Source organism: Lysobacter sp. F6437 (assembly GCF_052547215.1).
In genome coordinates, this window is record NZ_JBQWRB010000001.1 from 1145473 (window position 1) to 1167059 (window position 21587).

Annotated in this window: 23 protein-coding genes; 11 read left to right on the forward strand and 12 right to left on the reverse strand. The window is 67.6% G+C overall.

From position 1 onward, the window contains the following. Window positions 1-35 precede the first annotated feature (35 nt). Entirely contained in the window at window positions 36-1490 is a 1455-nt protein-coding gene (locus ACT9F5_RS05400; RefSeq protein WP_445118884.1) for an MATE family efflux transporter, read from the reverse strand. 96 nt (window positions 1491-1586) lie between these two features. Here ACT9F5_RS05400 and ACT9F5_RS05405 point away from each other — a divergent pair, with 96 nt between their 5' ends. After that, window positions 1587-1742, forward strand: a complete 156-nt coding sequence (locus ACT9F5_RS05405) for an SRPBCC domain-containing protein (protein ID WP_445118885.1) — start codon at window positions 1587-1589, stop codon at window positions 1740-1742. On the opposite strand, the gene ACT9F5_RS05410 is transcribed toward ACT9F5_RS05405, so the two are convergent. Then, window positions 1718-2584 carry a family 16 glycosylhydrolase gene (locus tag ACT9F5_RS05410; RefSeq protein WP_445118886.1) on the reverse strand — a complete coding sequence of 289 codons (867 nt, stop codon included), beginning with the start codon at window positions 2582-2584 and terminating at the stop codon, window positions 1718-1720. The two genes, ACT9F5_RS05405 and ACT9F5_RS05410, sit on opposite strands and share 25 nt — an antisense overlap. 9 nt (window positions 2585-2593) lie before the next feature. Further along, a complete protein-coding gene (locus tag ACT9F5_RS05415; protein WP_445118887.1) occupies window positions 2594-3031 on the reverse strand; it encodes a hypothetical protein in 438 nt (145 codons plus the stop codon). Between ACT9F5_RS05415 and ACT9F5_RS05420 the strand changes: the two genes are divergently transcribed. Both ACT9F5_RS05420 and ACT9F5_RS05425 read left to right on the forward strand, forming a co-directional pair. After that, complete coding sequence (locus tag ACT9F5_RS05420; protein WP_445118888.1) at window positions 3030-3659, forward strand: glycosyltransferase; 630 nt, start codon at window positions 3030-3032, stop codon at window positions 3657-3659. The two genes, ACT9F5_RS05415 and ACT9F5_RS05420, sit on opposite strands and share 2 nt — an antisense overlap. Further along, window positions 3635-3916, forward strand: coding sequence for a glycosyltransferase (locus ACT9F5_RS05425; RefSeq protein ID WP_445118889.1), 282 nt, complete (start codon window positions 3635-3637; stop codon window positions 3914-3916). The genes ACT9F5_RS05420 and ACT9F5_RS05425 overlap by 25 nt, the downstream gene beginning before the upstream one ends. 52 nt (window positions 3917-3968) lie before the next feature. Here ACT9F5_RS05425 and ACT9F5_RS05430 read toward each other — a convergent pair whose 3' ends face one another. Beyond that, on the reverse strand, window positions 3969-4499 hold the full coding sequence (locus tag ACT9F5_RS05430) for a tetratricopeptide repeat protein (RefSeq protein WP_445118890.1): 531 nt from the start codon (window positions 4497-4499) through the stop codon (window positions 3969-3971). A 170-nt stretch (window positions 4500-4669) separates the two neighbouring features. Between ACT9F5_RS05430 and ACT9F5_RS05435 the strand changes: the two genes are divergently transcribed. Both ACT9F5_RS05435 and ACT9F5_RS05440 read left to right on the forward strand, forming a co-directional pair. Further along, a complete protein-coding gene (locus ACT9F5_RS05435; RefSeq protein ID WP_445118891.1) occupies window positions 4670-5104 on the forward strand; it encodes a VOC family protein in 435 nt (144 codons plus the stop codon). A 5-nt stretch (window positions 5105-5109) separates the two neighbouring features. Further along, the gene (locus tag ACT9F5_RS05440; protein ID WP_445118892.1) at window positions 5110-5763 is read left to right on the forward strand and encodes a glutathione S-transferase N-terminal domain-containing protein; all 654 of its coding nucleotides are present in this window, start codon (window positions 5110-5112) and stop codon (window positions 5761-5763) included. A 46-nt stretch (window positions 5764-5809) separates the two neighbouring features. Here ACT9F5_RS05440 and hutU read toward each other — a convergent pair whose 3' ends face one another. Both hutU and ACT9F5_RS05450 read right to left on the reverse strand, forming a co-directional pair. Further along, entirely contained in the window at window positions 5810-7489 is a 1680-nt protein-coding gene (gene hutU / locus ACT9F5_RS05445; RefSeq protein WP_445118893.1) for a urocanate hydratase, read from the reverse strand. A gap of 124 nt (window positions 7490-7613) precedes the next feature. Then, a complete protein-coding gene (locus tag ACT9F5_RS05450) occupies window positions 7614-7973 on the reverse strand; it encodes a hypothetical protein (RefSeq protein WP_445118894.1) in 360 nt (119 codons plus the stop codon). 151 nt (window positions 7974-8124) lie between these two features. Between ACT9F5_RS05450 and ACT9F5_RS05455 the strand changes: the two genes are divergently transcribed. The 3 genes from ACT9F5_RS05455 (at window position 8125) to ACT9F5_RS05465 (ending at window position 11623) form a co-directional block, all read left to right on the forward strand. Then, window positions 8125-9393, forward strand: a complete 1269-nt coding sequence (locus ACT9F5_RS05455) for an alkaline phosphatase family protein (RefSeq protein WP_445118895.1) — start codon at window positions 8125-8127, stop codon at window positions 9391-9393. A gap of 152 nt (window positions 9394-9545) precedes the next feature. After that, entirely contained in the window at window positions 9546-11090 is a 1545-nt protein-coding gene (locus tag ACT9F5_RS05460) for an AlkA N-terminal domain-containing protein (RefSeq protein ID WP_445118896.1), read from the forward strand. After that, window positions 11087-11623 carry a methylated-DNA--[protein]-cysteine S-methyltransferase gene (locus ACT9F5_RS05465; protein WP_445118897.1) on the forward strand — a complete coding sequence of 179 codons (537 nt, stop codon included), beginning with the start codon at window positions 11087-11089 and terminating at the stop codon, window positions 11621-11623. Before ACT9F5_RS05460 ends, ACT9F5_RS05465 begins: the two co-directional genes overlap by 4 nt. A gap of 212 nt (window positions 11624-11835) precedes the next feature. Here the strand turns inward: ACT9F5_RS05465 and ACT9F5_RS05470 are convergent, their stop codons facing one another. Then, a complete protein-coding gene (locus tag ACT9F5_RS05470; protein WP_445118898.1) occupies window positions 11836-13182 on the reverse strand; it encodes a formimidoylglutamate deiminase in 1347 nt (448 codons plus the stop codon). Between the two features lie 64 nt (window positions 13183-13246). Here ACT9F5_RS05470 and hutI point away from each other — a divergent pair, with 64 nt between their 5' ends. Then, window positions 13247-14476, forward strand: coding sequence for an imidazolonepropionase (gene hutI / locus ACT9F5_RS05475; protein ID WP_445118899.1), 1230 nt, complete (start codon window positions 13247-13249; stop codon window positions 14474-14476). A 77-nt stretch (window positions 14477-14553) separates the two neighbouring features. Here the strand turns inward: hutI and ACT9F5_RS05480 are convergent, their stop codons facing one another. Together ACT9F5_RS05480 and ACT9F5_RS05485 are read right to left on the reverse strand one after the other, a co-directional pair. Further along, window positions 14554-14742 (reverse strand): 30S ribosomal protein THX, encoded by a 189-nt coding sequence (locus ACT9F5_RS05480; RefSeq protein ID WP_445118900.1) that lies wholly within the window; start codon window positions 14740-14742, stop codon window positions 14554-14556. Window positions 14743-14833: 91 nt separating this feature from the next. Next, entirely contained in the window at window positions 14834-15244 is a 411-nt protein-coding gene (locus tag ACT9F5_RS05485; RefSeq protein WP_445099092.1) for a MerC family mercury resistance protein, read from the reverse strand. Between the two features lie 80 nt (window positions 15245-15324). On the opposite strand from ACT9F5_RS05485, the gene ACT9F5_RS05490 reads away from it, so the two are divergent. Next, the gene (locus ACT9F5_RS05490; protein WP_445118901.1) at window positions 15325-17547 is read left to right on the forward strand and encodes a TonB-dependent receptor domain-containing protein; all 2223 of its coding nucleotides are present in this window, start codon (window positions 15325-15327) and stop codon (window positions 17545-17547) included. A gap of 81 nt (window positions 17548-17628) precedes the next feature. Here ACT9F5_RS05490 and ACT9F5_RS05495 read toward each other — a convergent pair whose 3' ends face one another. Beyond that, on the reverse strand, window positions 17629-18123 hold the full coding sequence (locus ACT9F5_RS05495) for a transcriptional repressor (RefSeq protein ID WP_445118902.1): 495 nt from the start codon (window positions 18121-18123) through the stop codon (window positions 17629-17631). A gap of 9 nt (window positions 18124-18132) precedes the next feature. Beyond that, window positions 18133-19539, reverse strand: a complete 1407-nt coding sequence (gene gltX / locus ACT9F5_RS05500; protein WP_445118903.1) for a glutamate--tRNA ligase — start codon at window positions 19537-19539, stop codon at window positions 18133-18135. A 255-nt stretch (window positions 19540-19794) separates the two neighbouring features. On the opposite strand from gltX, the gene lpxH reads away from it, so the two are divergent. Further along, window positions 19795-20526 (forward strand): UDP-2,3-diacylglucosamine diphosphatase, encoded by a 732-nt coding sequence (gene lpxH / locus ACT9F5_RS05505; RefSeq protein ID WP_445118904.1) that lies wholly within the window; start codon window positions 19795-19797, stop codon window positions 20524-20526. Between the two features lie 133 nt (window positions 20527-20659). Here lpxH and ACT9F5_RS05510 read toward each other — a convergent pair whose 3' ends face one another. Then, a complete protein-coding gene (locus ACT9F5_RS05510; RefSeq protein WP_445118905.1) occupies window positions 20660-21469 on the reverse strand; it encodes a DUF455 family protein in 810 nt (269 codons plus the stop codon). Between the last annotated feature and the right edge of the window lie 118 nt (window positions 21470-21587).

Consider the following 21587-nt stretch of genomic DNA (forward strand, 5'->3'; position numbering starts at 1 on the left):
AACAAGATGCTCGGATTCGCGCGGAAACAGTGACCCTACACCTGCGCCGTCTTCCACCCACCCCGCGTAAACAGCCACAGGGTGAACAACCCCACCGCCGTCTCCGACACGAACACGCCCCAGAACACCCCGGTCTGCTGCCAGTCCAGCTGCAGCGCAAGCCACCAGCACAGCGGAATCTGGATCAGCCAGAAGAACACCAGGTTGATCTTGGTCGGCGTGACCGTGTCGCCGGCGCCGTTGAACGCCTGCACCGCGACCATCCACCAGCCGTAGACGAAGAACGAGTACGACAGGATCCGCAGCCACTCCGCGCCGACGTCGATGACCCCGACGTCCGTGGTGAACAGCCCGACCAGCTCGCGCGGGAACAAAAAGAACAGCACCGACACCGCGACCAGGTAGGCCATGTTGTACCAGCCGATCCGCCACACCGAGGCTTCCGCGCGGTCCGGCTGGTCGGCGCCGAGGTTCTGTCCGACCAGCGTCGCCGCCGCGTTGGACATGCCCCACGCCGGCATCATCGTGAACATCATCAGCCGGATCGCGATCGTCGCCCCGGCCACCGCCTCGCTGCCGATGCTGGCGAGGATCCGCATCAGGAAGATCCACGAGGTCATGCCGATGATCATCTGCCCGACCCCGCCGAGCGAGGTGCGCACGATGTTGAGCAGCGTCGCGCCGTCCCAGCCCAGCTGCGACGCGGCGACGCGGATGTGCTGGCCGCCGCGGAACAGGATCCACAACTGCATCAACACGCCGATGCCGCGACCGATGGTGGTCGCGATCGCCGCGCCCTCGATGCCCATCGCCGGCACCGGCCCCCAGCCGAAGATCAGCAACGGGTCGAGCACGATGTTCAGGCCGTTGGCGACCCACAACACCCGCATTGCGCTGGAGGCATCGCCGGCGCCGCGGAAGATCGCGTTGATCACGAACAGCAGCATGATCACCACGTTGCCGCCGAGCGCCCACTGCATGTAACGGTAGCCGTGCTCGAGCGTCCACGGGTCGGCGCCCATCAGCCGCAGCAGGTCCTGCGCCCAGACGATCCCGACCACCGCGAACGGTATCGAGGCCAGCATCGCGATCCAGATCGCCTGCACCGCGCTGACCGCCGCCGCCTCGCGCTTGTGCTCACCGATGCGCCGCGCGACCACCGCGGTTACCGCCATCGCCAGCCCCATCGCGATCGCGTACAGCAGGAACAGGTAGCTCTCGGTCAGCCCGACCGTGGCCACCGCCGAGGCGCCGAGTTTGGCGACGAAGAAGATGTCGACTACCGCGAATGTCGACTCCAGCACCAGTTCCAGCACCATCGGCACCGCCAGCAGGAACACCGCGCGGCGCAGAGGGATCCTGGTGTAGTCGGCGCCGGTGCCGCGGATCGCGTCGCGCAGCTCGGACCACAGCGGGCCGCTGGGCACGTGCTCGGGGATGGCCGCGGTGCCGGATTCGTCGGGCTGGGTGGTTTGGGGGTCGTGGCTCATCGGCGGTCCTGCGTGCGTGGACGGGAGCATGGTACGGCGCGACTCCACCGCCATGCCGGTTCAGTTGGACGACGATCGGACGGCGGTGGAATCGACATGCCGGTGGCGGTGCACTTCGACGAGGAACCCGAAGGCACCCGCGTGCGCGTGGCGTTCGATCCCGAGTCCGAGAACCCTGTCGAAATGCAGCAGCAGGGTTGGCAGGCGATCCTCGACAGCTTCGGGCGCTACGTCGGGCCGACCAGCCGGTAGACCCGCACGTAATCGATCTCCAGGGTCGCGGGGAAAACCCCGTCGTCCACGCCCTCCTTCCCGCCCCAATCGCCACCGACCGCGATGTTCAGCAGGAAGTGGAAGCGCTGATCGAAGGGCCATGCTGCGGGGCCGGTGCCTTCGTTGACGAACTCATAGAGCTGCTGGTCGTCGATGTAGCCGCGGATCGCGTCTGGCGTCCAGTCCACGCGATAGCGGTGGAACCTGGTCGTTGCGTCGTCGATGACCCGGGTGGCGGTCTTCTGCGTACCGATGCGGTGATTGTACGCGCCGGTATGCATGGTGACGTGGATGCGGCCCGGGTCGTAACCAACGTGCTCCATGATGTCGATCTCGCCGGAGGCCGGCCAACCGCCGTAGACCTGATCGGTGGGCAACATCCAGATCGCCGGCCAGGTACCCCTGCCAGCGGGCAATCTGGCACGGACCTCGAAACGGCCGTAACGGAAATCACCCTTGCCTTTCGAGCTCAGCCGCGCGGAACTGTAGTTGTTGTTCCCGGCCTGCTGCTTGCGTGCGGTGATCGCAAGCACCCCGTCATCGACCTGCGCATTCCGGATGCTGTCCGTGTAGTACTGCAGTTCGTGGTTGCCCCAGCCATCCCCACCCTGCTCGAAGTTCCACTTGGCTGGATCGGGAAGTCCGGTGTAGTCGAACTCGTCCTGCCACGCCGGCGTCGTTTCGAAGCGCCAGATTGTGTCAGACGACGAAGGCGCTGCGGGCGGGCCGACCGCGACAGTGCGCTGTTGCGAAACGCATGCAGTCGCCTGCAGCACCAACAGCAACGTCAATCCACCCGACAGCGCCTTCAATCGGATCATGCGATCTCCCTAGGCCAGCCAACCGCGCGCGATAGACCGCCGGGTGAACCAGACCAGAAATATGGCAATCACGGTGACCAGCACCGGCATTGGCAGCGCTTGCGCCGCACCCAGCACCTCGATCATGCCGCCCGGGAACAGGCAGTAACCGAACAGCACCACCACCGCGACCAGCGATACCCAGAACATCGGCAGCGCCAGTCGCCTGCCCATCAGCAGCAGGATCGAGCCGAGCGTGCCCGCAAGCACGGCCACGAAATCAACCGCCCAGAGCCAGAGGGGGAAAGCCTCATGCAGGGTGCGTTGGGCCTCGGGCAGCTGCGCCAACTGGTCCGGCGTCATCGAGTACTGCATCCAGGCCATCGCCAAGCCAAGCAGGTTCCACAACAACGCCAGCACGGCCACGACCCAGAACCAGGTCGGGCGCTTCAAGACAGGAGCGTTCATGCATTCCCCCTACGGTGTTCGGGCATCGGATCGATGCGAGCCGATCTTAGCGCTGGCGGAGCAAAGCGGCATGCCGGATGCAACCGCCCTGACCGGTCCGCCAGACCGGCACCTGGAACGCCGCGGATTCGGGGTGCCGCCCTGGGCTGTAGCAAAGCCGTCATGCTGCCGTCATATCGTGCCCGCCATGGACATCCTGCTCGTGTCGGACGTGTACTTCCCGCGGGTCAACGGGGTCTCCACCTCGATCCGCGTATTCGCCCGCAATCTGGTGCGGCTGGGCCACCGGGTCACACTGGTGGCGCCGGACTATGGCGAGCCGGACGCACAGCGCGAACGTGACAGCGAGTTCGGCGCCGGCTTCCGGGTGCTGCGCCTGCCGGCGAGCAGGATTTTCTTCGATCCCGAGGACCGGCTGTTCACGGCGGCGGGGCTGCAGGATGCCTTCGCGCGGCTCGCCGCGCTGCACTGGGACGTGGTGCATGTGCATACGCCGTTCCGCGCGCATCGACTGGCGGTGCGTTTGGCGCGCGCACTCGGCGTACCGGTGCTGGCGAAGGCCCGGACGCGCAACGGCTGCATGCGAAAGTGGCACAACTGGGCGTGCCGATCGTTTCCACCGTGGTGATGGGCACCGCCACCGTGCTGTGCGGCACCCAAAGCGCACTGGTCAGCACGGAGGACGCCGACGCCTTCGCCACGCAGGTCGCGCGGGTGTTGAGCGATCCCCTGCTGCGCGACTCACTGGCCGCGGCCGGGCCACGCGAGGCCGGCGCCTGGGGCATGGACGCGCTGATGCCAAAGCTGCTGGGGATCTACGCATTGCACGCACGCAACCGGGATCAGCCCGTCGCCAATCCCGTCCGCGAGTACCGCAGGCCGTAGGCGAAGCAGACCGCCATGCCCGCCGACGCCTCCTTGCGTCGGCCCGATCCGCTCAGTGCTGCGGCGCCACCCCGAGGTAGGCACCGGCGATGTCGAGCGTGGCCCACAGCTCCTCGCGTTCAATCGCGTAAGAGCGGTCGAACAACTGCTCCGCCGTCGCGCGGTCACCCTGCAACAGGTAGTAGGCACCGACTTCGGCCAGGTCCTTCTCGTCCTTGGGGTTGGCGAGCAGATGCTGGTCGAACATCGGCCGTGCCTTCTCCCACTCGCCGGCTTCCTGGTAGACGCGGGCGATACGGAACACGTCGCTGTCGGCGTGCTTGCCGGCAAGCAGCGCGTCGAAGATCGCCTGCCCTTCCGCCTTGAACCCGCCGAGGTAATAGACCCGGCCCACCCCGATACGCTCCCAGCTGCCGTCCTTGCCGGCCTGCTCGAGGGCGATGTCGAGCAACACCTGCGCCGCCTCGCGTGCGTCCTGGCCGTGGTAGTTGGCCGGAGCCGGCTCGCGCTTGGCGCCGTAACCGACGCCCATGCCCATGACGAAAACCGCGGCCACCGAGGCCGCGACGATCCAATTCCTCATTCCCTTTCCCCTGGATGTGATGCAGCGCCTTGTCAGCGCAACGGATGCAACGACGTGATCGTACCGGACGGGATTGCGTATGCCACGCAATGTCGATTCCCGGCATCCCCGTTCGTCGCCATGGATAAGGACGCACAGGTCCGACCTTTTCCCACACAGGAGTTCCACCCATGAAGCACGCCAATCCGTACCTCAACTTCGACGGCAACGCCCGCGAAGCCTTCGACCACTATCGCAGCGTATTCGGTGGCGAGTTCGCCACCGCGATGACCTTCCGCGAGTTCGGCGGCGAACAGATGGGCATCAGCGGCGCGATGCTCGACCGCATCGCCCACATCGCCCTGCCGCTTGGGTCGTCGATGCTGATGGCCTCCGACGTCACCAAGTCGGACGAGTTCAAGGTCGGCACCAACACCTACGTCGCGGTGGAAGCCGACAGCGCCGAGGAAGCCGATCGCGTGTTCGCCGGCCTGAGTGGCGGCGGCAGCGTCGACATGCCCGTGCAGAAAGTCGAGTGGGCCGAGAAGTTCGGCATCTGCGCCGACCGCTTCGGCGTGCACTGGATGGTCAGCTACACCGGCGACGTGACGTTCGCGCAGGGCTGACGGGCATGGCTCCCACCATCACTGTTTTTGAGCGCTCGCCCGATCGCGGCAGGGGACACGCGCGCGACATGCGCGTTCGCTGGGCGTTCGAGGAAGTGGGCGAGCCTTACGAGGTTCGTCTTGTTTCGTTCGATGAGATGAAGCAACCCGAACATCTTGCGCTCCATCCCTTCGGGCAGATTCCGACCTATGAAGAAGGCGATCTCGCCCTGTTCGAGTCGGGGGCCATCGTGCTTCATATCGCGGGGCGCCATGCGGGCCTGCTGCCGGACGATGCGGACGCCCGGACGCGCGCGATTACATGGATGTTCGCCGCGCTCAGCACGGTGGAGCCTCCGATCGTCGAGCGTTCAATGGCCACGATCGTGGAACGCGACAAGCCCTGGTACGAGGGACGCCTGCCCATGCTCGACGTTCGCGTCAGAGATCGTCTGGGCCAGCTTTCCACTCACCTAGGCGATGCCGACTGGCTGGACGGTGGTTTCAGCGCCGGCGACCTGTTGATGGTGACGGTGCTGCGCAGGCTGGGCCGGTCGGGCCTGCTGGAGCAGCATCCAAACCTCGTCGCCTATGTCGCCCGCGGCGAAGCGCGGCCCGCCTTCCAGCGGGCGTTCGCCGCCCAGTTGGCGATCTTCACTGGTGGGCCATCGTCCATGTAGATGCCGCAAGAAAGGCCAGGCGCTTGGCCTGGCCTTTCTTCGTCGTTCAGAGCATCGGTAGCTTCAGTCCCTGCTCCTTCGCGCACTGCTTGGCGACCTCATACCCGGCATCCGCATGTCGCATCACGCCGGTGGCCGGGTCGTTCCACAGCACGCGGGCGATGCGCTTGTCGGCGGCTTCGCTGCCGTCGCAGACGATGACGATGCCGCTGTGCTGGCTGTAGCCCATGCCGACGCCGCCCCCGTGGTGCAGGCTGACCCAGGTCGCGCCGCCGGCGACGTTGAGCATGGCGTTGAGCAGCGGCCAGTCGGATACGGCGTCGCTGCCGTCCATCATCGATTCGGTCTCGCGGTTGGGTGAGGCAACGCTGCCGCTGTCGAGGTGGTCACGGCCGATCACCACCGGCGCTTTCAGTTCGCCGTTGCGGACCATCTCGTTGAATGCCAGTCCGAGCTTGTCGCGCAGGCCCAGGCCGACCCAGCAGATGCGCGCCGGCAGGCCCTGGAACTCGATGCGCTCGCGCGCCATGTCGAGCCAGTTGTGCAGGTGGGCGTCGTCGGGGATCAGCTCCTTGACCTTGGCGTCGGTCTTGTAGATGTCCTCGGGGTCACCGCTCAGCGCGACCCAGCGGAACGGGCCGATGCCCTTGCAGAACAGCGGGCGCACGTAGACGGGGACGAAGCCGGGGAAGTCGAAGGCATCCTTGCAGCCTTCGTCGAACGCCATCTGGCGGATGTTGTTGCCGTAGTCGAACACCGGGATGCCCATGTCCTCGAACTTCAGCATCGCCTCGACGTGCACGCGCATCGACTGCTTGGCCGCGTCGCGGACCTTCTCGGGATGCTGCTTCTGCCCGGCCAGCCACTGCTCGACGCTCCAGCCGATCGGCAGGTAGCCGTGCACGGGGTCGTGGGCGCTGGTCTGGTCGGTGACGGCATCGGGGCGCACGCCGCGCTTGACCAGCTCGGGCAGGATCTCGGCGGCGTTGCCGAGCAGCGCGATCGACTTCGCTTCGCCGGCCTTGGTGTATTTGTCGATGCGGGCGAGCGCATCGTCGAGGTCGGTTGCCTGCTCGTCGACGTAGCGCGTGCGCAGGCGCATGTCGATTCGGCTCTGCTGGCACTCGATGTTGAGGCTGCAGGCGCCGGCAAGGCTCGCGGCCAGCGGCTGCGCGCCGCCCATGCCGCCCAGTCCCGCAGTGAGTATCCACTTGCCCTTGAGGCTGCCGTCGTAATGCTGGCGGCCCATCTCGACAAAGGTCTCGTAGGTGCCCTGCACGATGCCCTGGCTGCCGATGTAGATCCACGAGCCGGCGGTCATCTGGCCGTACATCATCAGGCCCTTGCGATCGAGCTCGTTGAAGTGCTCCCAGGTCGCCCAGTGCGGCACCAGGTTGGAGTTGGCGATCAGCACGCGCGGCGCGTCGGCGTGGGTCGGGAAGATGCCGACCGGCTTGCCGGACTGCACCAGCAGGGTCTGGTTGTCATCGAGGTTGCGCAGCGATTCCAGGATCGCGTCGTAGCTTTCCCAGTCGCGCGCGGCGCGGCCGATGCCGCCGTACACCACCAGCTCGGCCGGGTTCTCGGCGACTTCGGCATCCAGGTTGTTCTGCAGCATCCGGTACGGCGCCTCGGTCAACCACGACTTGCAGTTGAGCTCGGTACCGCGCGGCGCGCGGATGACGCGGGACGGGTCGTTGCGGGTGTGGGCGGCCAGGGTGGACATCGGCGACTTCCTGTGCGGAAAGCGGGAAAGTAGCGATTATCGCATCGCTGCCGGGAGCGCTTCGCCGGGCCCAATGAATACGCCCGGCGCAAGGCCGGGCGTGTATGCAGGTCGGTGGTCCGTGTCAACGGATCGCGGGGTCCAGTTTGCGCAATGCATCGGCGATATCCACCTCGCCCGTGCGTCGCAGGTCTTCGCGGCTGTAGACGCGCCCGTTGGCGGCGACGCAGTCGTCGCGGTCGAGTTGGCCGATCTTTTCTTCCGCCTCGGCATCGCCCCCGGCACGCGCCTCGCGGTCGGCGCGGCTGGCGCTGATGCGGCTGCCGGTGTGGCGCATGCAGTCGCGACGGGCATCGCGTTCGGTACGGGATGTGTCGTCCTGCTGTGCGACGGCCTTGCTTGCGGCGTCCTGTGCCGGTGCGGTCGACTGCGCGATCGCTGCCGCCGGAATGGCGAGCAGCAGGGTCAGGAACAGTGTTTTCATTTGGCACCTCCGGGGACTGCGTGAGGTCGAATGTCGGTAACAGAACCATACGCCGCCTGCCTCACAGTGAGGCGGATCGCCACGCCCGCGTTTACTGCCTCCTCAGCTAACGGGCCATCGCGTTGCAACATCATGCCGGTAGGATTGGCCGATGCATCCAGTCCGAGCCGCGGTCGCCACCGCATTCATCGCCGTTGTGCTGTCAGCCTGCGCCTCGCGCCCGGCTGATCCCATCCCGCCATCGACGAAGACTGTTGATGATGGACCGCACGCCAGCGTTCTTCTGGTCTCGATCGACGGCTTTCGCGCCGATTACCTCAAGTTGGGCATCACCCCGAACCTGACGCGCATCGCCAACAGCGGCGTGCAGGCCGCCTGGATGGAGCCGTCCTATCCGAGCCTGACCTTCCCGAACCACTACACGATCGTCACCGGCCTGCGCCCGGACCACCACGGCATCGTCCACAACACCATGCACGATGCGACGCTCGGCGATTTCAGTCTCGGACGGCGCGACGCCGTGAACGACGGTCGCTGGTGGGGTGGCGAGCCGATCTGGGTCGCGGCCGAGAACGCCGGGCTGTCGACCGCGACGCTGTTCTGGCCGGGCAGCGAGGCGGCGATCGGCGGCGTGCGGCCCGGTCGCTGGCTGCCATACGACGGCGACATGCCGATGGACGCGCGGGTCGACACGGTGCTCGGCTGGCTGGCCGAACCCGAGACGACCCGGCCGCGCTTCGCGACGCTGTACTTCGACATGCTCGACCACGCCGGCCACGACCACGGCCCGGATTCGCCGGAAGCGCATGCGGCGGTCCGCGCGGTCGACGTGGCGATCGGGCGGCTGCTCGACGGGCTCGCATCGCAGGGGCTGGACGACCGCGTCAACCTGATCGTGGTGTCCGACCACGGCATGGCAGCGGTGGAACCGGGATACGAAATCGTGGTGGAAGACATGGTCGCCCCAGGGGATGCGCGACTGGTGTCGGCCGGCCAGTCGGTCGGGTTCGCCCCGTTGCCCGGACGCGAAGCAGCGGCGCAGGCGCAGTTGCTCGGCAAGCACGAGCACTACGAATGCTGGCGCAGGGACACGCTGCCGGAACGCTGGCATTACGGCAGCCACGCGCGGGTGCCGCCGATCGTCTGCCAGATGGAGGAAGGCTGGAACGCGCGCCCCCGCGAATGGATTGAAAAGCGACCGTCGACCACGACCCGCGGCTCGCACGGTTTCGACCCGGCGCTGCCGTCGATGCGCGCGATCTTCCTGGCGCGCGGACCGGCGTTCCGCGAAGGCGCGCGGCTGCCTGCGTTCGACAACGTGGATGTGTATCCGTTGTTGATGGAGCTGGTAGGGCTGGAGCCGGCGGCGAACGATGGCGACGCGGATGCGATGGGGGCGTTGAAGCCGGATGTTTTGTAGGAGCGGCTTCAGCCGCGATCGCGGGCCCGACGAACAACCGATCCCCTGATCGCGGCTGAAGCCGCTCCTACAGGGACGTGGGCAATATCGTTCGCAGCATTGATGTCCGAATCCGGCCAGTTCAGCCCCGGAACCGGTGCTAGCCTGCGTCCATGTCCGCAGTCGTCCCCGCCCCCACCGCCACCAACCCGCTCGATCCGCAAGTCTGCGAGCAGGCCCGGCTGAGTCGCGATGCGCGCTTCGACGGCCTGTTCTTCACCGCCGTCACCAGCACCGGGATCTACTGCCGCCCGATCTGCCCGGCGCCGACCCCGAAGCGCGAGAACGTCACCTATTTCAGCAATGCCGCGGCGGCCGAGACAGCCGGGTTCCGTCCGTGCCTGCGCTGCCGCCCGGAGCTGTCGCCCGGTGACGACAGCTGGCGCCGCGGCGATGCGACGGTGGCGCGCGCACTGAAGTTGATCGACCAGGGCGCGCTGGCCGAAGCGCCGTTGGCGAACCTTGCAGGCCGGGTCGGGATCGGTGAACGGCAGTTGCGTCGTCTGTTCGTCGACCGTCTCGGTGCGGCGCCGCTCGGCGTGCATGGCACCCGCCGCCTGCTGTTCGCCAAGCAGTTGCTGACCGAAACGATGTTGCCGATCACCGAGGTTGCGCTGGCGGCCGGGTTCGGCAGTCTGCGCCGGTTCAATGCCGCGTTCCTGGAGGCCTATCGCATGGCCCCACGCGACCTGCGCCGCCGCCCGCGCGCCGACATCGGCGAGGTGTTGACCCTGCGGCTGGGCTACCGGCCGCCGTACGATTTCGAGTCGATGCTGGGCTTCCTGCGCACCCGCGCGTTGCCGGCGGTGGAAGTCGTCGATGCGGACTCCTATGCGCGGGTGATCGCGCCGCCCGACGATGAACCCGGGCAGGCGCCGGGCTGGTTGCGGGTCAGCGCCTGGCCCGATGGCGAGCATGCGTTGCGATTGCAGTTGCACGGCGTGGCGCCATCTCGATTGCTGTCGATCGTCGCGCGGCTGCGACGGATGTTCGACCTCGATGCCGATCCGCAGGCGATCGCATCGGTGTTGTCAGGCGATTCAAAACTGGGACCGTTGTTGCAGCGACGGCCGGGCTTGCGGTTGCCCAGCGGCTGGGACGGCTTCGAGATCGCGGTGCGCGCGATCCTTGGCCAGCAGGTCAGCGTCGCCGCCGCGCGTATGCTGGCGACGCGATTGGCACACAAATACGGCCGCGCGTTGGAGACGCCGTTTGCGCCCGGGCTGGAGCACATCTTCCCCGCGCCCGAGGCGTTGGCCGACGCCGACCTGTCAACGATCGGCGTCACCCGCGCACGCGCCGAAACGATCCGCAATGTCGCCCGCGCGCTGCTCGACGGCCGGGTCGACTTCAAGCCCGAGCGCACGCTCGACGACTTCGTCGCGCGCTGGGTCGCGCTGCCCGGTATCGGTCCGTGGACCACGCAGTACATCGCGATGCGCGCGCTCGGCCACCCGGACGCGTTCCCCGCCGAAGACCTGATCCTGCGCCGCGTCGCCAGCGACGACGACACCGCGCTCACCGCGCGCGCCCTGCTCGCACGCGCCGAAACCTGGCGGCCATGGAGGGCGTATTGCGTGATCCATCTCTGGCGCGAAGCGACCGAACTGGCGGAGCGCGCGAAGGCCAGCACCCCCGCCCGGAGGGACAGGACATGACGATCTTCACCACCATCGATAGCCCCGTCGGCCCGCTGCTGCTGGCGGCCGACGACAACGGCGTACGCGCGATCGAGTTCCAGCCGTCGCGGCATGCAGTCAAACGTGAGCCCGACTGGCACGAAGTCGACTGGGCGGATTGCACACATCCGCTGCTGCTTCGACTGCACCAGCAACTCGACGAGTACTTCGCCGGCACCCGGCGCACGTTTGACCTGCCGCTGGCCCCGCGCGGGACCGCGTTCCAGTGCGAAGTCTGGCGAACGCTGGCGTCGATCCCGTATGGCGAAACCGTCAGCTACGCGCAACTCGCCACGCAGATCGGCAAGCCCAGCGCGACCCGTGCAGTCGGCGCGGCGAATGGCCGCAATCCACTGCCGATCGTGCTGCCCTGCCACCGCGTGATCGGCGCCAACGGCAGCCTGACCGGCTTTGGCGGCGGCCTGCCGACCAAGCAGTTCCTGCTGCAACTGGAAGGCGCGCTGCCACGCGACGACCTGTTCGCCGCACCAACCGACAGCCCCCTGCTGTAGGAGCGACGTAAGTCGCGAACGCACGACGCACGACGCACAACGCACAACGCCAATCCTGACCCGTGTACCGGTCGGGGAGTCACGGGTGGCGGTCGGGAAGCTTCATCGCAAGCGAACGCAACGGTGTTGATCTGCGGCGTGGATTTCGCGACTTACGTCGCTCCTACATTGCGCCGGCAGAACATGTCGGCGCTGCGGGGCTCCAAACCGCCCTACTCCTCCAGCAACCGCTCCACCTCGGCGCGGTAATGCGCGGCGATCGCATCGGCATGGAAGTGGCGGCCGTTCTCGACCACGCAGCGGCCGTTGACCCAGGTTTCGCGCACCAGGTTCTGGTTGCCGGCGAAGATCCAGCGATCGGTCGCGTCCTCGTCAGTCGCACCGGCAAACACTGCGTTGGCGATGTCGAGCACCAGTGCGTCGGCGTTGTCGCCCTGCGCGAGGCGACCGATCGCGTGGCCGGACGAATCGGCGGCGCTGGCTTCCACCGCTGCAACCAGGGTGTCGCCGACGCTTGGCGAGCGCTCGGTGACCGCGATGTTGCGACGACGGGTGACCAGCCGCTGGCCGTACTCCAGCCAGCGCAGTTCCTCCACCGGCGACACCGAGATGTGCGAGTCCGAGCCGATGCCCCAGCGCCCACCGGCGTCGAGGTAATCGCGCAGCCGGAACAGCCCGTCGCCCAGATTGGCCTCGGTGGTCGGGCAGATCGCGACGGTCGCGCCGGAGTCGGCGATGCCGCGCAGTTCGGCGTCGTCCAGATGGGTGGCATGGACAAGCGTCCAGCGCGCATCGACCGCGGCGTTGTCTAGCAGCCACTGCACCGGTCGTGCGCCACGCACGGCGACGCATTCGTCGACCTCGCCGGTCTGTTCGGCAATGTGGATGTGCACGCGACTGTCGGCCGACAATGCCGCCAGCACTTCGCGCATCGCCGCTTCCGGCACCGCGCGCAGGCTGTGCAGGGCGCAGCCGATCCGGACCATGTCACCGGCGTGTTCGGTACGCAGGTCGTCGAGCAGCGCCAGGTAACCATCGACCTCGAAACCGAAGCGCTTCTGTCGTTCACCCAGCGCGCGGCCGTCGAAGCCCCCGGTCATGTACAGCACCGGCAGCAGGGTCATGCGGATGCCGGTGTCGTGCGCGGCCTGGATCAGCGCGCGCGACATCGCGGCCGGGTCGTCATACGGCCGGCCATCGGGCGCGTGGTGCAGGTAGTGGAATTCGCAGACCGTGGTGTAGCCGGCGGTGAGCATTTCCGCGTAAAGCTGCGCAGCGACGGCGTACAGGCTCTCCGGGGTGAAGCGCCCGGCGAAGCGGTACATCGTCTCGCGCCAGGTCCAGAACGAATCGCGCGGGTCGCTCTGGCGCTCGGCCATGCCGGCCATCGCGCGCTGGAACGCATGCGAGTGCAAATTGGCGATGCCCGGTACGACGCGCTGGCGGGTGGTGCCGCCGTAGCTGCTGCGCGCGATCCGGCCATGCGGGTCGGCATCCAGCCGGGTCCCGTCATGCCAGCCGTCGGGGTGCCAGGTCCGGGCGTTGGGAATGGTCCTCATGCCGGCGATTGTGGCAACTCGCCGGCGATCTGGCGACCTCGCGGGCCTTCCCTACAATGGGTGGATGAACACGAGCAACTCGATGCAATGGGACGGGCTGGTCGTCGGCGCCTCGCTGGCGACCCTCGACGGCGCGACCGGTTATGGCGAAATCCCCGATGCGGCGCTGGGCTGGCACGACGGGCGACTGACGTATGTCGGGCCGCGCAGCGGACTGCCGGGTGAACCGTCGGTGCTGGCACGCGAAGTAGTCGAGGCGGACGGCTGGATCACCCCCGGGCTGGTCGACTGCCATACCCACCTGGTGTTTGCCGGGGACCGCGCGCGCGAGTTCGAACTGCGCCTGCAGGGCGCCAGCTACGAAGAGATCGCTCGCGCCGGCGGCGGCATCCTTTCCACCGTGCGCGCGGTGCGCGAGGCCGACGAGGCCGAACTGCTGCGCCAGTCGCTGCCGCGCGCGAAGGCGCTGCTGGCCGACGGCGCGACCACGCTGGAGATCAAGTCCGGTTATGGCCTCGACTTCGACAACGAGCGCAAGATGCTGCGGGTCGCGCGCCGGATCGGTGAGCAGCTCGGCATCACCGTGCGCACCACGTACCTGGCCGCGCACGCGCTGCCACCGGAGTTCAAGGGCCGGCCCGACGCCTACATCGACGCGGTGATCGACTGGCTCCCGCGATTGCACGCCGAGGGGCTGGTCGATGCGGTCGACGCGTTCTGCGAAGGCATCGGCTTCAGTCCCGCGCAGACCCGTCGCGTGTTCGAGGCGGCACGCGCCCTCGGGGTACGGGTCAAACTGCATGCCGACCAGCTCAGTGACCTCGGTGGCGCCGGACTGGTCGCCGAGTTCGGCGGGCTGTCAGCGGACCACATCGAATACAGCAGCGCGGACGGCATCCGCGCGATGGCCGACTCTGGCGCGGTCGCGGTGCTGCTGCCCGGGGCGTTCCACGTCTTGCGTGAAACGAAATTGCCCCCCTTGGACGCCTTGCGCGAGCACGGCGTGGCGATGGCGGTCGCGACCGACTGCAACCCCGGTACGTCGCCACTGCTGTCACTGCGCCAGGCGATGCAACTGGCCTGTACGCATTTCCGCCTGACACCGGAGGGCGCGCTGCGCGGCGCGACGGTGCATGCCGCGCGGGCACTGGGGCTGGATGATCGCGGTGTGTTGCGGGTCGGCATGCGCGCCGACTTCGTGCAATGGCGGATCGGACACCCTTCCGAATTGAGCTACTGGCTGGGCGGCGACCTCGCCACGCGCGTCCACGCCAACGGCCGACGCATCGTCTAAGCCGTCCCGGAAAAGGTCGCCCACGAAAAAGCCCCGCATCGCGGGGCTTTTCGGTCACACCGGCACTGCGCCGATGCTTACTCCTTGACCACAGCCTTCTTGGCGACCTTCTTGGCCGGCGCCTTGCTGACGGTCTTGCTGGTGGCGGTCTTCTTCACTACCGGCGCGGCGGGTGTGCCGGCGGCCTTGGTCACGGCCTTGCGGGCGTTGCCGTAGCTGGAGTTGAAGCGCTTGCCCTTGGCGGTCTTGCGGTCGCCCTTGCCCATGGTCTTGCTCCCAAGTGTTTCGTCTGAAAATCAGCGCGCCAAGGCAGCGCGCGAAGCGGCGTAGCGTAGCACACCGGAGCCCGCGCAGTCCTCAGTGGGCGCAGCTGGCGTCGTGTACGTGGCCATGGTTGAGCCGCAGGTTGGCGATGTGCCCCAGCCCGACCAGGGTGCCACCCAGGGTCATCGCGATGGCGTGCGGCACCATCGCGTGGTGCAACGGTGGATACAGGATGGCCGTCCACAGCACCAGCAGGCCCGGCACCAGCAACCACAGGGCCCGGACCACGCGGTGCCGGTGGTAGCCCCAGAGCAGGCTGCCCAGGCCCAGCAGGCTTGCGAATGCTACGAACCCGCGCTCGAAGCCGTCGCTGCCCAGCGTCACCAGCCCCAGCGTCGGCAGCAGCGCGACCACCAGCGGCAGCAGGGCGCAATGGATCGCACACAGGATCGAGCCATACGCGCCGAAACGGTCGAGCAGGCGATGGCGTTGGATGGGAGACATGCGAACCGTGACTTTTGGGAGGGTGGCCAGACGATTGTTATAATATAACATTACGTCTCCCTTGCAACCCACTTTACCCCATGCCCCTGCCCAATCGTTCACCCCGCCGTCTCCAACTTGTCCTTGCTGTCTCCATGGCGTTGCCACTGGCGGCCCAGGCCGCCGCGCAAGTCGAGGTGCCGACTGCCGGACACGACCATCAGCCCACCGACCTCACCGCGGTCGAGGTGCATGCGACCCCGCTGGCAGGCACGGCGGAGGACCTGGTCCGCCCGGTCGAGGTGTTGGCCGGCGAGCGGCTGGACGCAGCCAAGGCCAACTCGCTTGGCGAGACGGTCAACAAGTTGCCGGGCGTGCAGTCGTCGTACTTCGGGCCGGGCGTCGGGCGGCCGATCATCCGCGGTTTCGATGGCGCCCGCGTGCAGGTGCTCAGCAATGGCCTGGGTTCGGGCGACGTCTCGACCGTCAGTGTCGACCATGCGGTCAGCATCGAGCCGTTCCTGGCCAACCAGGTCGAAGTGCTGAAGGGTCCGGCCACCCTGCTCTACGGTAGCGGCGCCATCGGCGGTGCGGTCAACGTGATCGACGGCCGGATTCCCGAGCACGTGACCGCGGAACCGCTGCAGGGGCGGGCCGAATTGCGTGGCGGCACGGTCAACGACCAGCGGACCGGGATGCTGCGGCTCGATGGCACCTCCGAGTCGGGCAACGTCGTGTTCCATTTCGACGCGTTGCATCGCGAAACAGGTGACTACGAGATTCCCGGCTTCGCCGAGAACGAACATGCCCATGAGGAGCATGAGGAACCCGGCCACGCCCACGAGGAAGAACTCGGCATGGCGGGGATCCTGCCCAACAGCGCGGTGCGTACCGATTCCGCCGCGCTGGGCGTGTCCTGGGTTGGCGACCGCGGCTTCCTCGGCGTGGGCTACAGCCTGTTCAACAGCCGGTACGGCGTGCCGGGCCATTCGCACCCGGAGGGCGAAGACGACCATGCGCACGACGACCACGATCACGATGAGCCGGCCGGTGAAGCCCATCACGACGAAGGTGCGGTGCGCATCGTGATGGACCAGCGACGCAGCGAAGTGCGCGGCGGGCTCGACGACCTCGGCGCGTTCGAGTCGCTGCGGGTCAAGTTCGCCCGGACCGATTACACCCATACCGAGTACGAGGGCGACGAGGTCGGCACCGTGTTCGACAACACCGGCACCGAGGCGCGGGTGGAACTGGTGCACCAGCCGGTGCTCGGCTGGGATGGCGCGCTGGGCGTGCAATGGTCGCAACGTGATTTCCTTGCAGTCGGCGCGGAGGCGTTCGTACCGGGCTCGGAGTCGAACGACACCGGCCTGTTCTGGATCGGCGAGCGCGAGTTCGGCCCGACCAAGCTGGAGATCGGCGCGCGGCACGATCGCAACGAGGTTGACGTCGATGACAGCATCGCGATCGGCCCCGACCGCAAGTTCGATACCACCAGCCTGTCGGCGGCGTTGCGCTGGGACCTGGACGACACGCTGCACCTGTCGCTGGGGCTGGACCGGGCACAACGCGCACCTACCGCGGAGGAACTGTTCTCCAACGGCCTGCACGTCGCCACCGGCAGCGTCGAACTGGGCAACCCGGACCTCGACGTCGAAACCGCAAACCGCGCCGAACTCGGCCTGCACTGGCACAACGGCCCGCTGCGCGTCGGTGCCTCCGTCTACCAGGCGCGCTTCGACGATTTCGTCTACCTTGCCGACACCGGCATCGTCGAGCATGACGGCCCGGTCCGGTCATGGACCCAGCACGACGCGCGCTTCAACGGCGCCGAAGCCGAGGTCGACTGGACCTTCATCGACAACGACAACGGTGCCTGGTCGATGCGCGTGTTCGGCGACGTGGTGCGCGCGAAACTGGATGGCAGTGGTAGCCGCGAAATCGCGGTGTCGGTACCGCACGGCGACCACAACCACAACTACGTCGCCACGCTCGCCAACGACGGCAATCTGCCGCGGATCGCGCCGGCCCGTGTCGGTGGCGAGTTGCGCTGGGAGACCGGCGAATGGCGCGCATCGCTCGGTGCGGTGCGCTATGCCGAGCAGGACGACGTGGCCGAACATGAGACCGCGACGCCCGGCTACACCCTGGTCGACGCGCATCTGGCGTGGCACATCGACAGCCACGGCGGCAATGCGTGGGAAGTGTTCCTCGACGGCAACAACCTGCTCGACGAGGAAGCGCGGCCGCACACGTCGTTCCTGAAGGATCTTGCGCCGTTGCCGGGCCGTGGGATCGAGTTCGGGGTGCGCGCGTTCTTCTGAGCGCGCTTCTGTAGGAGCGGCTTCAGCCGCGATCGGGAACCGGTGCGGGCGAACGGTTTCAGATCGCGGCTGAAGCCGCTCCTACAAAGGCTTCGAGGTCTTCGCGCAGTCCGCGCACAGGCCGTGCACCTCCAGCGTCTGCGCCTGCGGCACGAAGCCCAGGGCGCGGGCGCGGGAGTCCAGTGACTCGACGATCTGCTCATCCTCCAGCTCAACCGCCGCGTGGCAGTTGTCGCAGATCAGGAACGGCACCGCGTGCTGCTCGCCGCCGGGATGGTGGCAACCGACGAAGGCGTTGATCGAAGCGAGCTTGTGGATGAAGCCGTGCTCGAGCAGAAACTCCAGCGCGCGGTACACCGTCGGCGGCGCGGCGGCATCGTGGGTCGCCTTCATCAGGTCGAGCAGTTCGTAGGCCTTGACCGGCCGTTCGGCGGCAGCGATCAGCTGCAGCGCGTTGGCGCGGATCGGGGTCAGCCGCAGCCCACGCTGTTTGCATACGCGCTCGACCTCGCGCACGAAGGCATCGCCGTCGTGGACGTGGTGTTGCGGGTCGGTGCAGTCGTGGTCGTGGCCCATCTCCCTGATCTAGGCCTCGGCAGGCACTTTTGCAAGCGCGGCATCGATCCGCCGCAGCGCCTCGGCCTGCCCAGCCAGGTAGACCGTATGCGAGATGTCGGGGCTGACCTGGGTGCCGGTGATCGCCACGCGCATCGGCTGGGCGACCTTGCCCATGCCCAGTTCCAGCGCCGCGGCGGTCTCGTGCAGTGCCGCAGCGACGCTGTCGGCGCTCCACTCGGCCAACCTGGCGAAGCGCTCGCGTGCATCGGCCAGCGGCGCGCGTGCGGCCGGCTTGAGGTGCTTGGCTACAGCGGCCTCGTCATATTCGGTGAGCGGCCCGAACCAGACCGCGGCGCGCTCGGCCATTTCCTTCAGCGTCTGCACGCGGTCGCGCAGGGCGGTCACGATGTCGGCCGGTGCCGGGCCGCTGGCGAGGTCGTAACCGGCCTCGCGCAGGTGCCACTCCAGGTGCGTGCCGACTTCGGCCGGGGCGTCGGCCTTGAGGTACTGCTGGTTGAGCCAGCCGAGCTTGGCCGGATCCAGCCGCGACGCCTTGGCATTGACGTCCTTGAGGTCGAACAGCGACTTCATCTCCTCGATCGAGAATATCTCCTGGTCGCCGTGCGACCAGCCCAGCCGCACCAGGTAGTTCAGCAGCGCGTGCGGCAGGTAGCCGGCGTCGCGGTACTGCATGACGTCGGCCGCGCCGGTGCGCTTGGACAGCTTGGCACCCTCCGGGTCGAGGATCATCGGCAGGTGCGCGAAGTGCGGTACCGGCGCGCCGAGCGCCTGGTAGATGTTGATCTGGCGCGGGGTGTTGTTGATGTGGTCGTCGCCGCGGACGACATCGGTGATGCCCATGTCGAGGTCATCGACCACCACCGCGAAGTTGTAGGTCGCGTAGCCGTCGGGGCGGAAGATAACCAGGTCGTCGAGTTCGCTGTTGGCGATCTCGATGCGGCCCTTGACCTTGTCGTCCCACGCGACCACGCCGTCGAGCGGATTCTTGAAGCGGATCACCCGGTTGGGGTCGTCGCGATAACCGGCGTCCTTGTCGCGGTAGGCGCCGTTGTAGCGCGGCTTGTCGCCCGCGGCCATCGCCGTCTCGCGCATCGCCTCCAGTTCCGTCTTGGACTCGTAGGCGTAGTAGGCGGTGCCGGCGGCGACCATCTGCTCGGCGACTTCGCGGTAGCGGTCGAGGCGATGGGTCTGGTAGATCGGGCCCTCGTCGTAATCCAGCCCGAGCCACTCCATCGCCTGCAGGATCGCGTCGATCGCCGGCTGGGTGCTGCGCTCGCGGTCGGTGTCCTCGATCCGCAGGATGAACTGCCCACCGCGGCGACGCGCCTCCAGCCAGCAGTACAGCGCGGTGCGCGCGCCGCCGATGTGCAGGTAACCGGTGGGACTGGGGGCGAAGCGGGTACGGCAGGTCATGCGGACGGCTCGGATCGGAAGTCCGCCGATTTTAGCCGTTGCCGTCGCGGCACGTGCAGGCCGTCGACCGCACTGCTCCTGTAGGAGCGGCTTCAGCCGCGATCTGGAATCGTTCGCCCGCGCCGATTTCCGATCGCGGCTGAAGCCGCTCCTACGAAGGCCCGGAGTCGAATCGGGGAACGCGGGACTCCCGGGAGTGGATAACGGGACGATGAGCACGGGAGCGCCGTCGGGGTTGCATCCTACAATGGCTCGATGACCACGCTCTTCATCTCCGACCTCCATCTCGACGCCGAGCGTCCCGCGATCACCGAACTGTTCGGCCGCTTCCTGCGCGAGGAAGCCGCCGGCGCGGACGCGCTGTACATCCTCGGCGACCTGTTCGAGGCGTGGGTTGGCGATGATGACCCGTCCGATACGGGCGCATTCGTCGCGCGCGAACTGCGCGCGGTGGCCGATGCCGGCACGCCGGTGTCGTTCATCCGCGGCAACCGCGATTTCCTGCTTGGTGACGACTACGCGCGGCGGGCCGGCATGACGGTGCTGTCCGACCCCAGCGTGGTGATGCTGTACGGCCGCCCCACCCTGTTGCTGCACGGCGACACGCTGTGCACCGACGACGTCGCCTACCAGCAGTTCCGTGCGCAGACCCGCAACCCGACGTGGCAGGCGCAATTCCTGGCGCAGCCGCTGGCGGCGCGAATGGCGTTCGCGCAACAGGCACGCGCGGCCAGCAAGGCGCACCAGCAGGGGCTGCAGGGTCAGGGCACGATGGAGTCGATTACCGACGTTGCACCCGCGGCGGTCGGAGCGATGTTCGCGCAGTTCGGTATCGACACGATGATCCACGGGCATACGCATCGGCCGGCAGTGCATGAGTTGGACGTGGGTGGGCGCGCCTGCAAGCGGACGGTTCTGGGCGACTGGTATGAGCAGGGCTCGGTGCTGCGGGTGGATGCCGATGGCATGCGCCTGGAGAGGCTGTAACCCGAACTCACCGTCTTCGCCACGCGAACATGCCACCTGTAGGAGCGGCTTAAGCCGCGATCTGGAGTCGGGGCGGGCGAACGATTTCCGATCGCGGCTGAAGCCGCTCCTACAGGACGCCGGCGTGGGTGCCTCAGCGGGCGACGAAGGCCTCGAGCATCGCCAATTCGTCGTCATCGAACCCGGCTTCGCTGCGCGCCTGCAGGTTGAATGGGCCGTACAACACCGAGCGCGCGTATTCGTCCAGCAACTCGCGGAACTTCGGCGCCGGTTCGACCCCGGCGCGCTCGCAGTACCAGCGGAACCAGTGCGAGCCGGCGGCGACGTGGGCGACTTCCTCGCGCAGGATCGTTTCGAGGATCGCGACGGTAGCGTCATCGCCCAGGGCGCGCAGTTTCGTGATCATTCCGGGCGTCACGTCCAGCCCGCGCGCCTCGAGCACCCGCGGCACCAGTGCCATGCGCGCCAGCCCGTCGTGCGCGGTCTTCCCGGCCATTTCCCACAAGCCGTTATGGGCATCGAAATCGCCGTAGTCGAAACCGAGTTGCTTCAGACGATCGCGCAGCAGGCTGAAGTGGCGCGCCTCGTCGACGGCGACACCAACCCAATCCGAATAGAACCGGTTCGGCAATCCGCGAAAGCGGTAGACGGCGTCCCAGGCCAGGTCGATCGCGTTGAACTCGATGTGCGCGATCGCGTGGATGAAGGCCGCACGCCCTTCGTCGGTGCCGAATCCGCGCTTGGGCAACTCGCGCGGCGCTACCAGCCGGGGGCGTTCGGGGCGACCGGGCATGCGGATCGGTTCGGGTGGCGGCGCATCCGACGGGATCGCGCACTCACCGCGTGTAAATGACTCGCCGGCGACGAAGGTCGCCGCGACCTTGGCGTCGGGTGTCGCGGCGTCGAGGCAGCCGCGGGCGATGTCGAACAGGGAAATGGGCATGGGCGATCTGCGACGCGTGTCCCGCGGCCTTGTAGGAGCGGCTTCAGCCGCGATCTGGAACCGGCACGGGCGAATGATTGCCCGATCGCGGCTGAAGCCGCTCCCACAACCCCGTGGG

Coding starts and splice junctions, on each gene's coding strand:
- ACT9F5_RS05440 (WP_445118892.1), top strand. CDS start 5,110: ATGGCTCCCACCATCACTGTTTTTGAGCGCTCGCCCGATCGCGGCAGG.
- ACT9F5_RS05450 (WP_445118894.1), bottom strand. CDS start 7,973: ATGAAAACACTGTTCCTGACCCTGCTGCTCGCCATTCCGGCGGCAGCG.
- ACT9F5_RS05460 (WP_445118896.1), top strand. CDS start 9,546: ATGTCCGCAGTCGTCCCCGCCCCCACCGCCACCAACCCGCTCGATCCG.
- ACT9F5_RS05465 (WP_445118897.1), top strand. CDS start 11,087: ATGACGATCTTCACCACCATCGATAGCCCCGTCGGCCCGCTGCTGCTG.
- hutI (WP_445118899.1), top strand. CDS start 13,247: ATGAACACGAGCAACTCGATGCAATGGGACGGGCTGGTCGTCGGCGCC.
- ACT9F5_RS05455 (WP_445118895.1), top strand. CDS start 8,125: ATGCATCCAGTCCGAGCCGCGGTCGCCACCGCATTCATCGCCGTTGTG.
- ACT9F5_RS05485 (WP_445099092.1), bottom strand. CDS start 15,244: ATGTCTCCCATCCAACGCCATCGCCTGCTCGACCGTTTCGGCGCGTAT.
- ACT9F5_RS05510 (WP_445118905.1), bottom strand. CDS start 21,469: ATGCCCATTTCCCTGTTCGACATCGCCCGCGGCTGCCTCGACGCCGCG.
- hutU (WP_445118893.1), bottom strand. CDS start 7,489: ATGTCCACCCTGGCCGCCCACACCCGCAACGACCCGTCCCGCGTCATC.
- ACT9F5_RS05410 (WP_445118886.1), bottom strand. CDS start 2,584: ATGATCCGATTGAAGGCGCTGTCGGGTGGATTGACGTTGCTGTTGGTG.
- ACT9F5_RS05400 (WP_445118884.1), bottom strand. CDS start 1,490: ATGAGCCACGACCCCCAAACCACCCAGCCCGACGAATCCGGCACCGCG.
- gltX (WP_445118903.1), bottom strand. CDS start 19,539: ATGACCTGCCGTACCCGCTTCGCCCCCAGTCCCACCGGTTACCTGCAC.
- ACT9F5_RS05405 (WP_445118885.1), top strand. CDS start 1,587: ATGCCGGTGGCGGTGCACTTCGACGAGGAACCCGAAGGCACCCGCGTG.
- ACT9F5_RS05415 (WP_445118887.1), bottom strand. CDS start 3,031: ATGAACGCTCCTGTCTTGAAGCGCCCGACCTGGTTCTGGGTCGTGGCC.
- ACT9F5_RS05430 (WP_445118890.1), bottom strand. CDS start 4,499: ATGAGGAATTGGATCGTCGCGGCCTCGGTGGCCGCGGTTTTCGTCATG.
- ACT9F5_RS05420 (WP_445118888.1), top strand. CDS start 3,030: ATGCATTCCCCCTACGGTGTTCGGGCATCGGATCGATGCGAGCCGATC.
- ACT9F5_RS05490 (WP_445118901.1), top strand. CDS start 15,325: ATGCCCCTGCCCAATCGTTCACCCCGCCGTCTCCAACTTGTCCTTGCT.
- ACT9F5_RS05495 (WP_445118902.1), bottom strand. CDS start 18,123: ATGGGCCACGACCACGACTGCACCGACCCGCAACACCACGTCCACGAC.
- lpxH (WP_445118904.1), top strand. CDS start 19,795: ATGACCACGCTCTTCATCTCCGACCTCCATCTCGACGCCGAGCGTCCC.
- ACT9F5_RS05480 (WP_445118900.1), bottom strand. CDS start 14,742: ATGGGCAAGGGCGACCGCAAGACCGCCAAGGGCAAGCGCTTCAACTCC.
- ACT9F5_RS05435 (WP_445118891.1), top strand. CDS start 4,670: ATGAAGCACGCCAATCCGTACCTCAACTTCGACGGCAACGCCCGCGAA.
- ACT9F5_RS05470 (WP_445118898.1), bottom strand. CDS start 13,182: ATGAGGACCATTCCCAACGCCCGGACCTGGCACCCCGACGGCTGGCAT.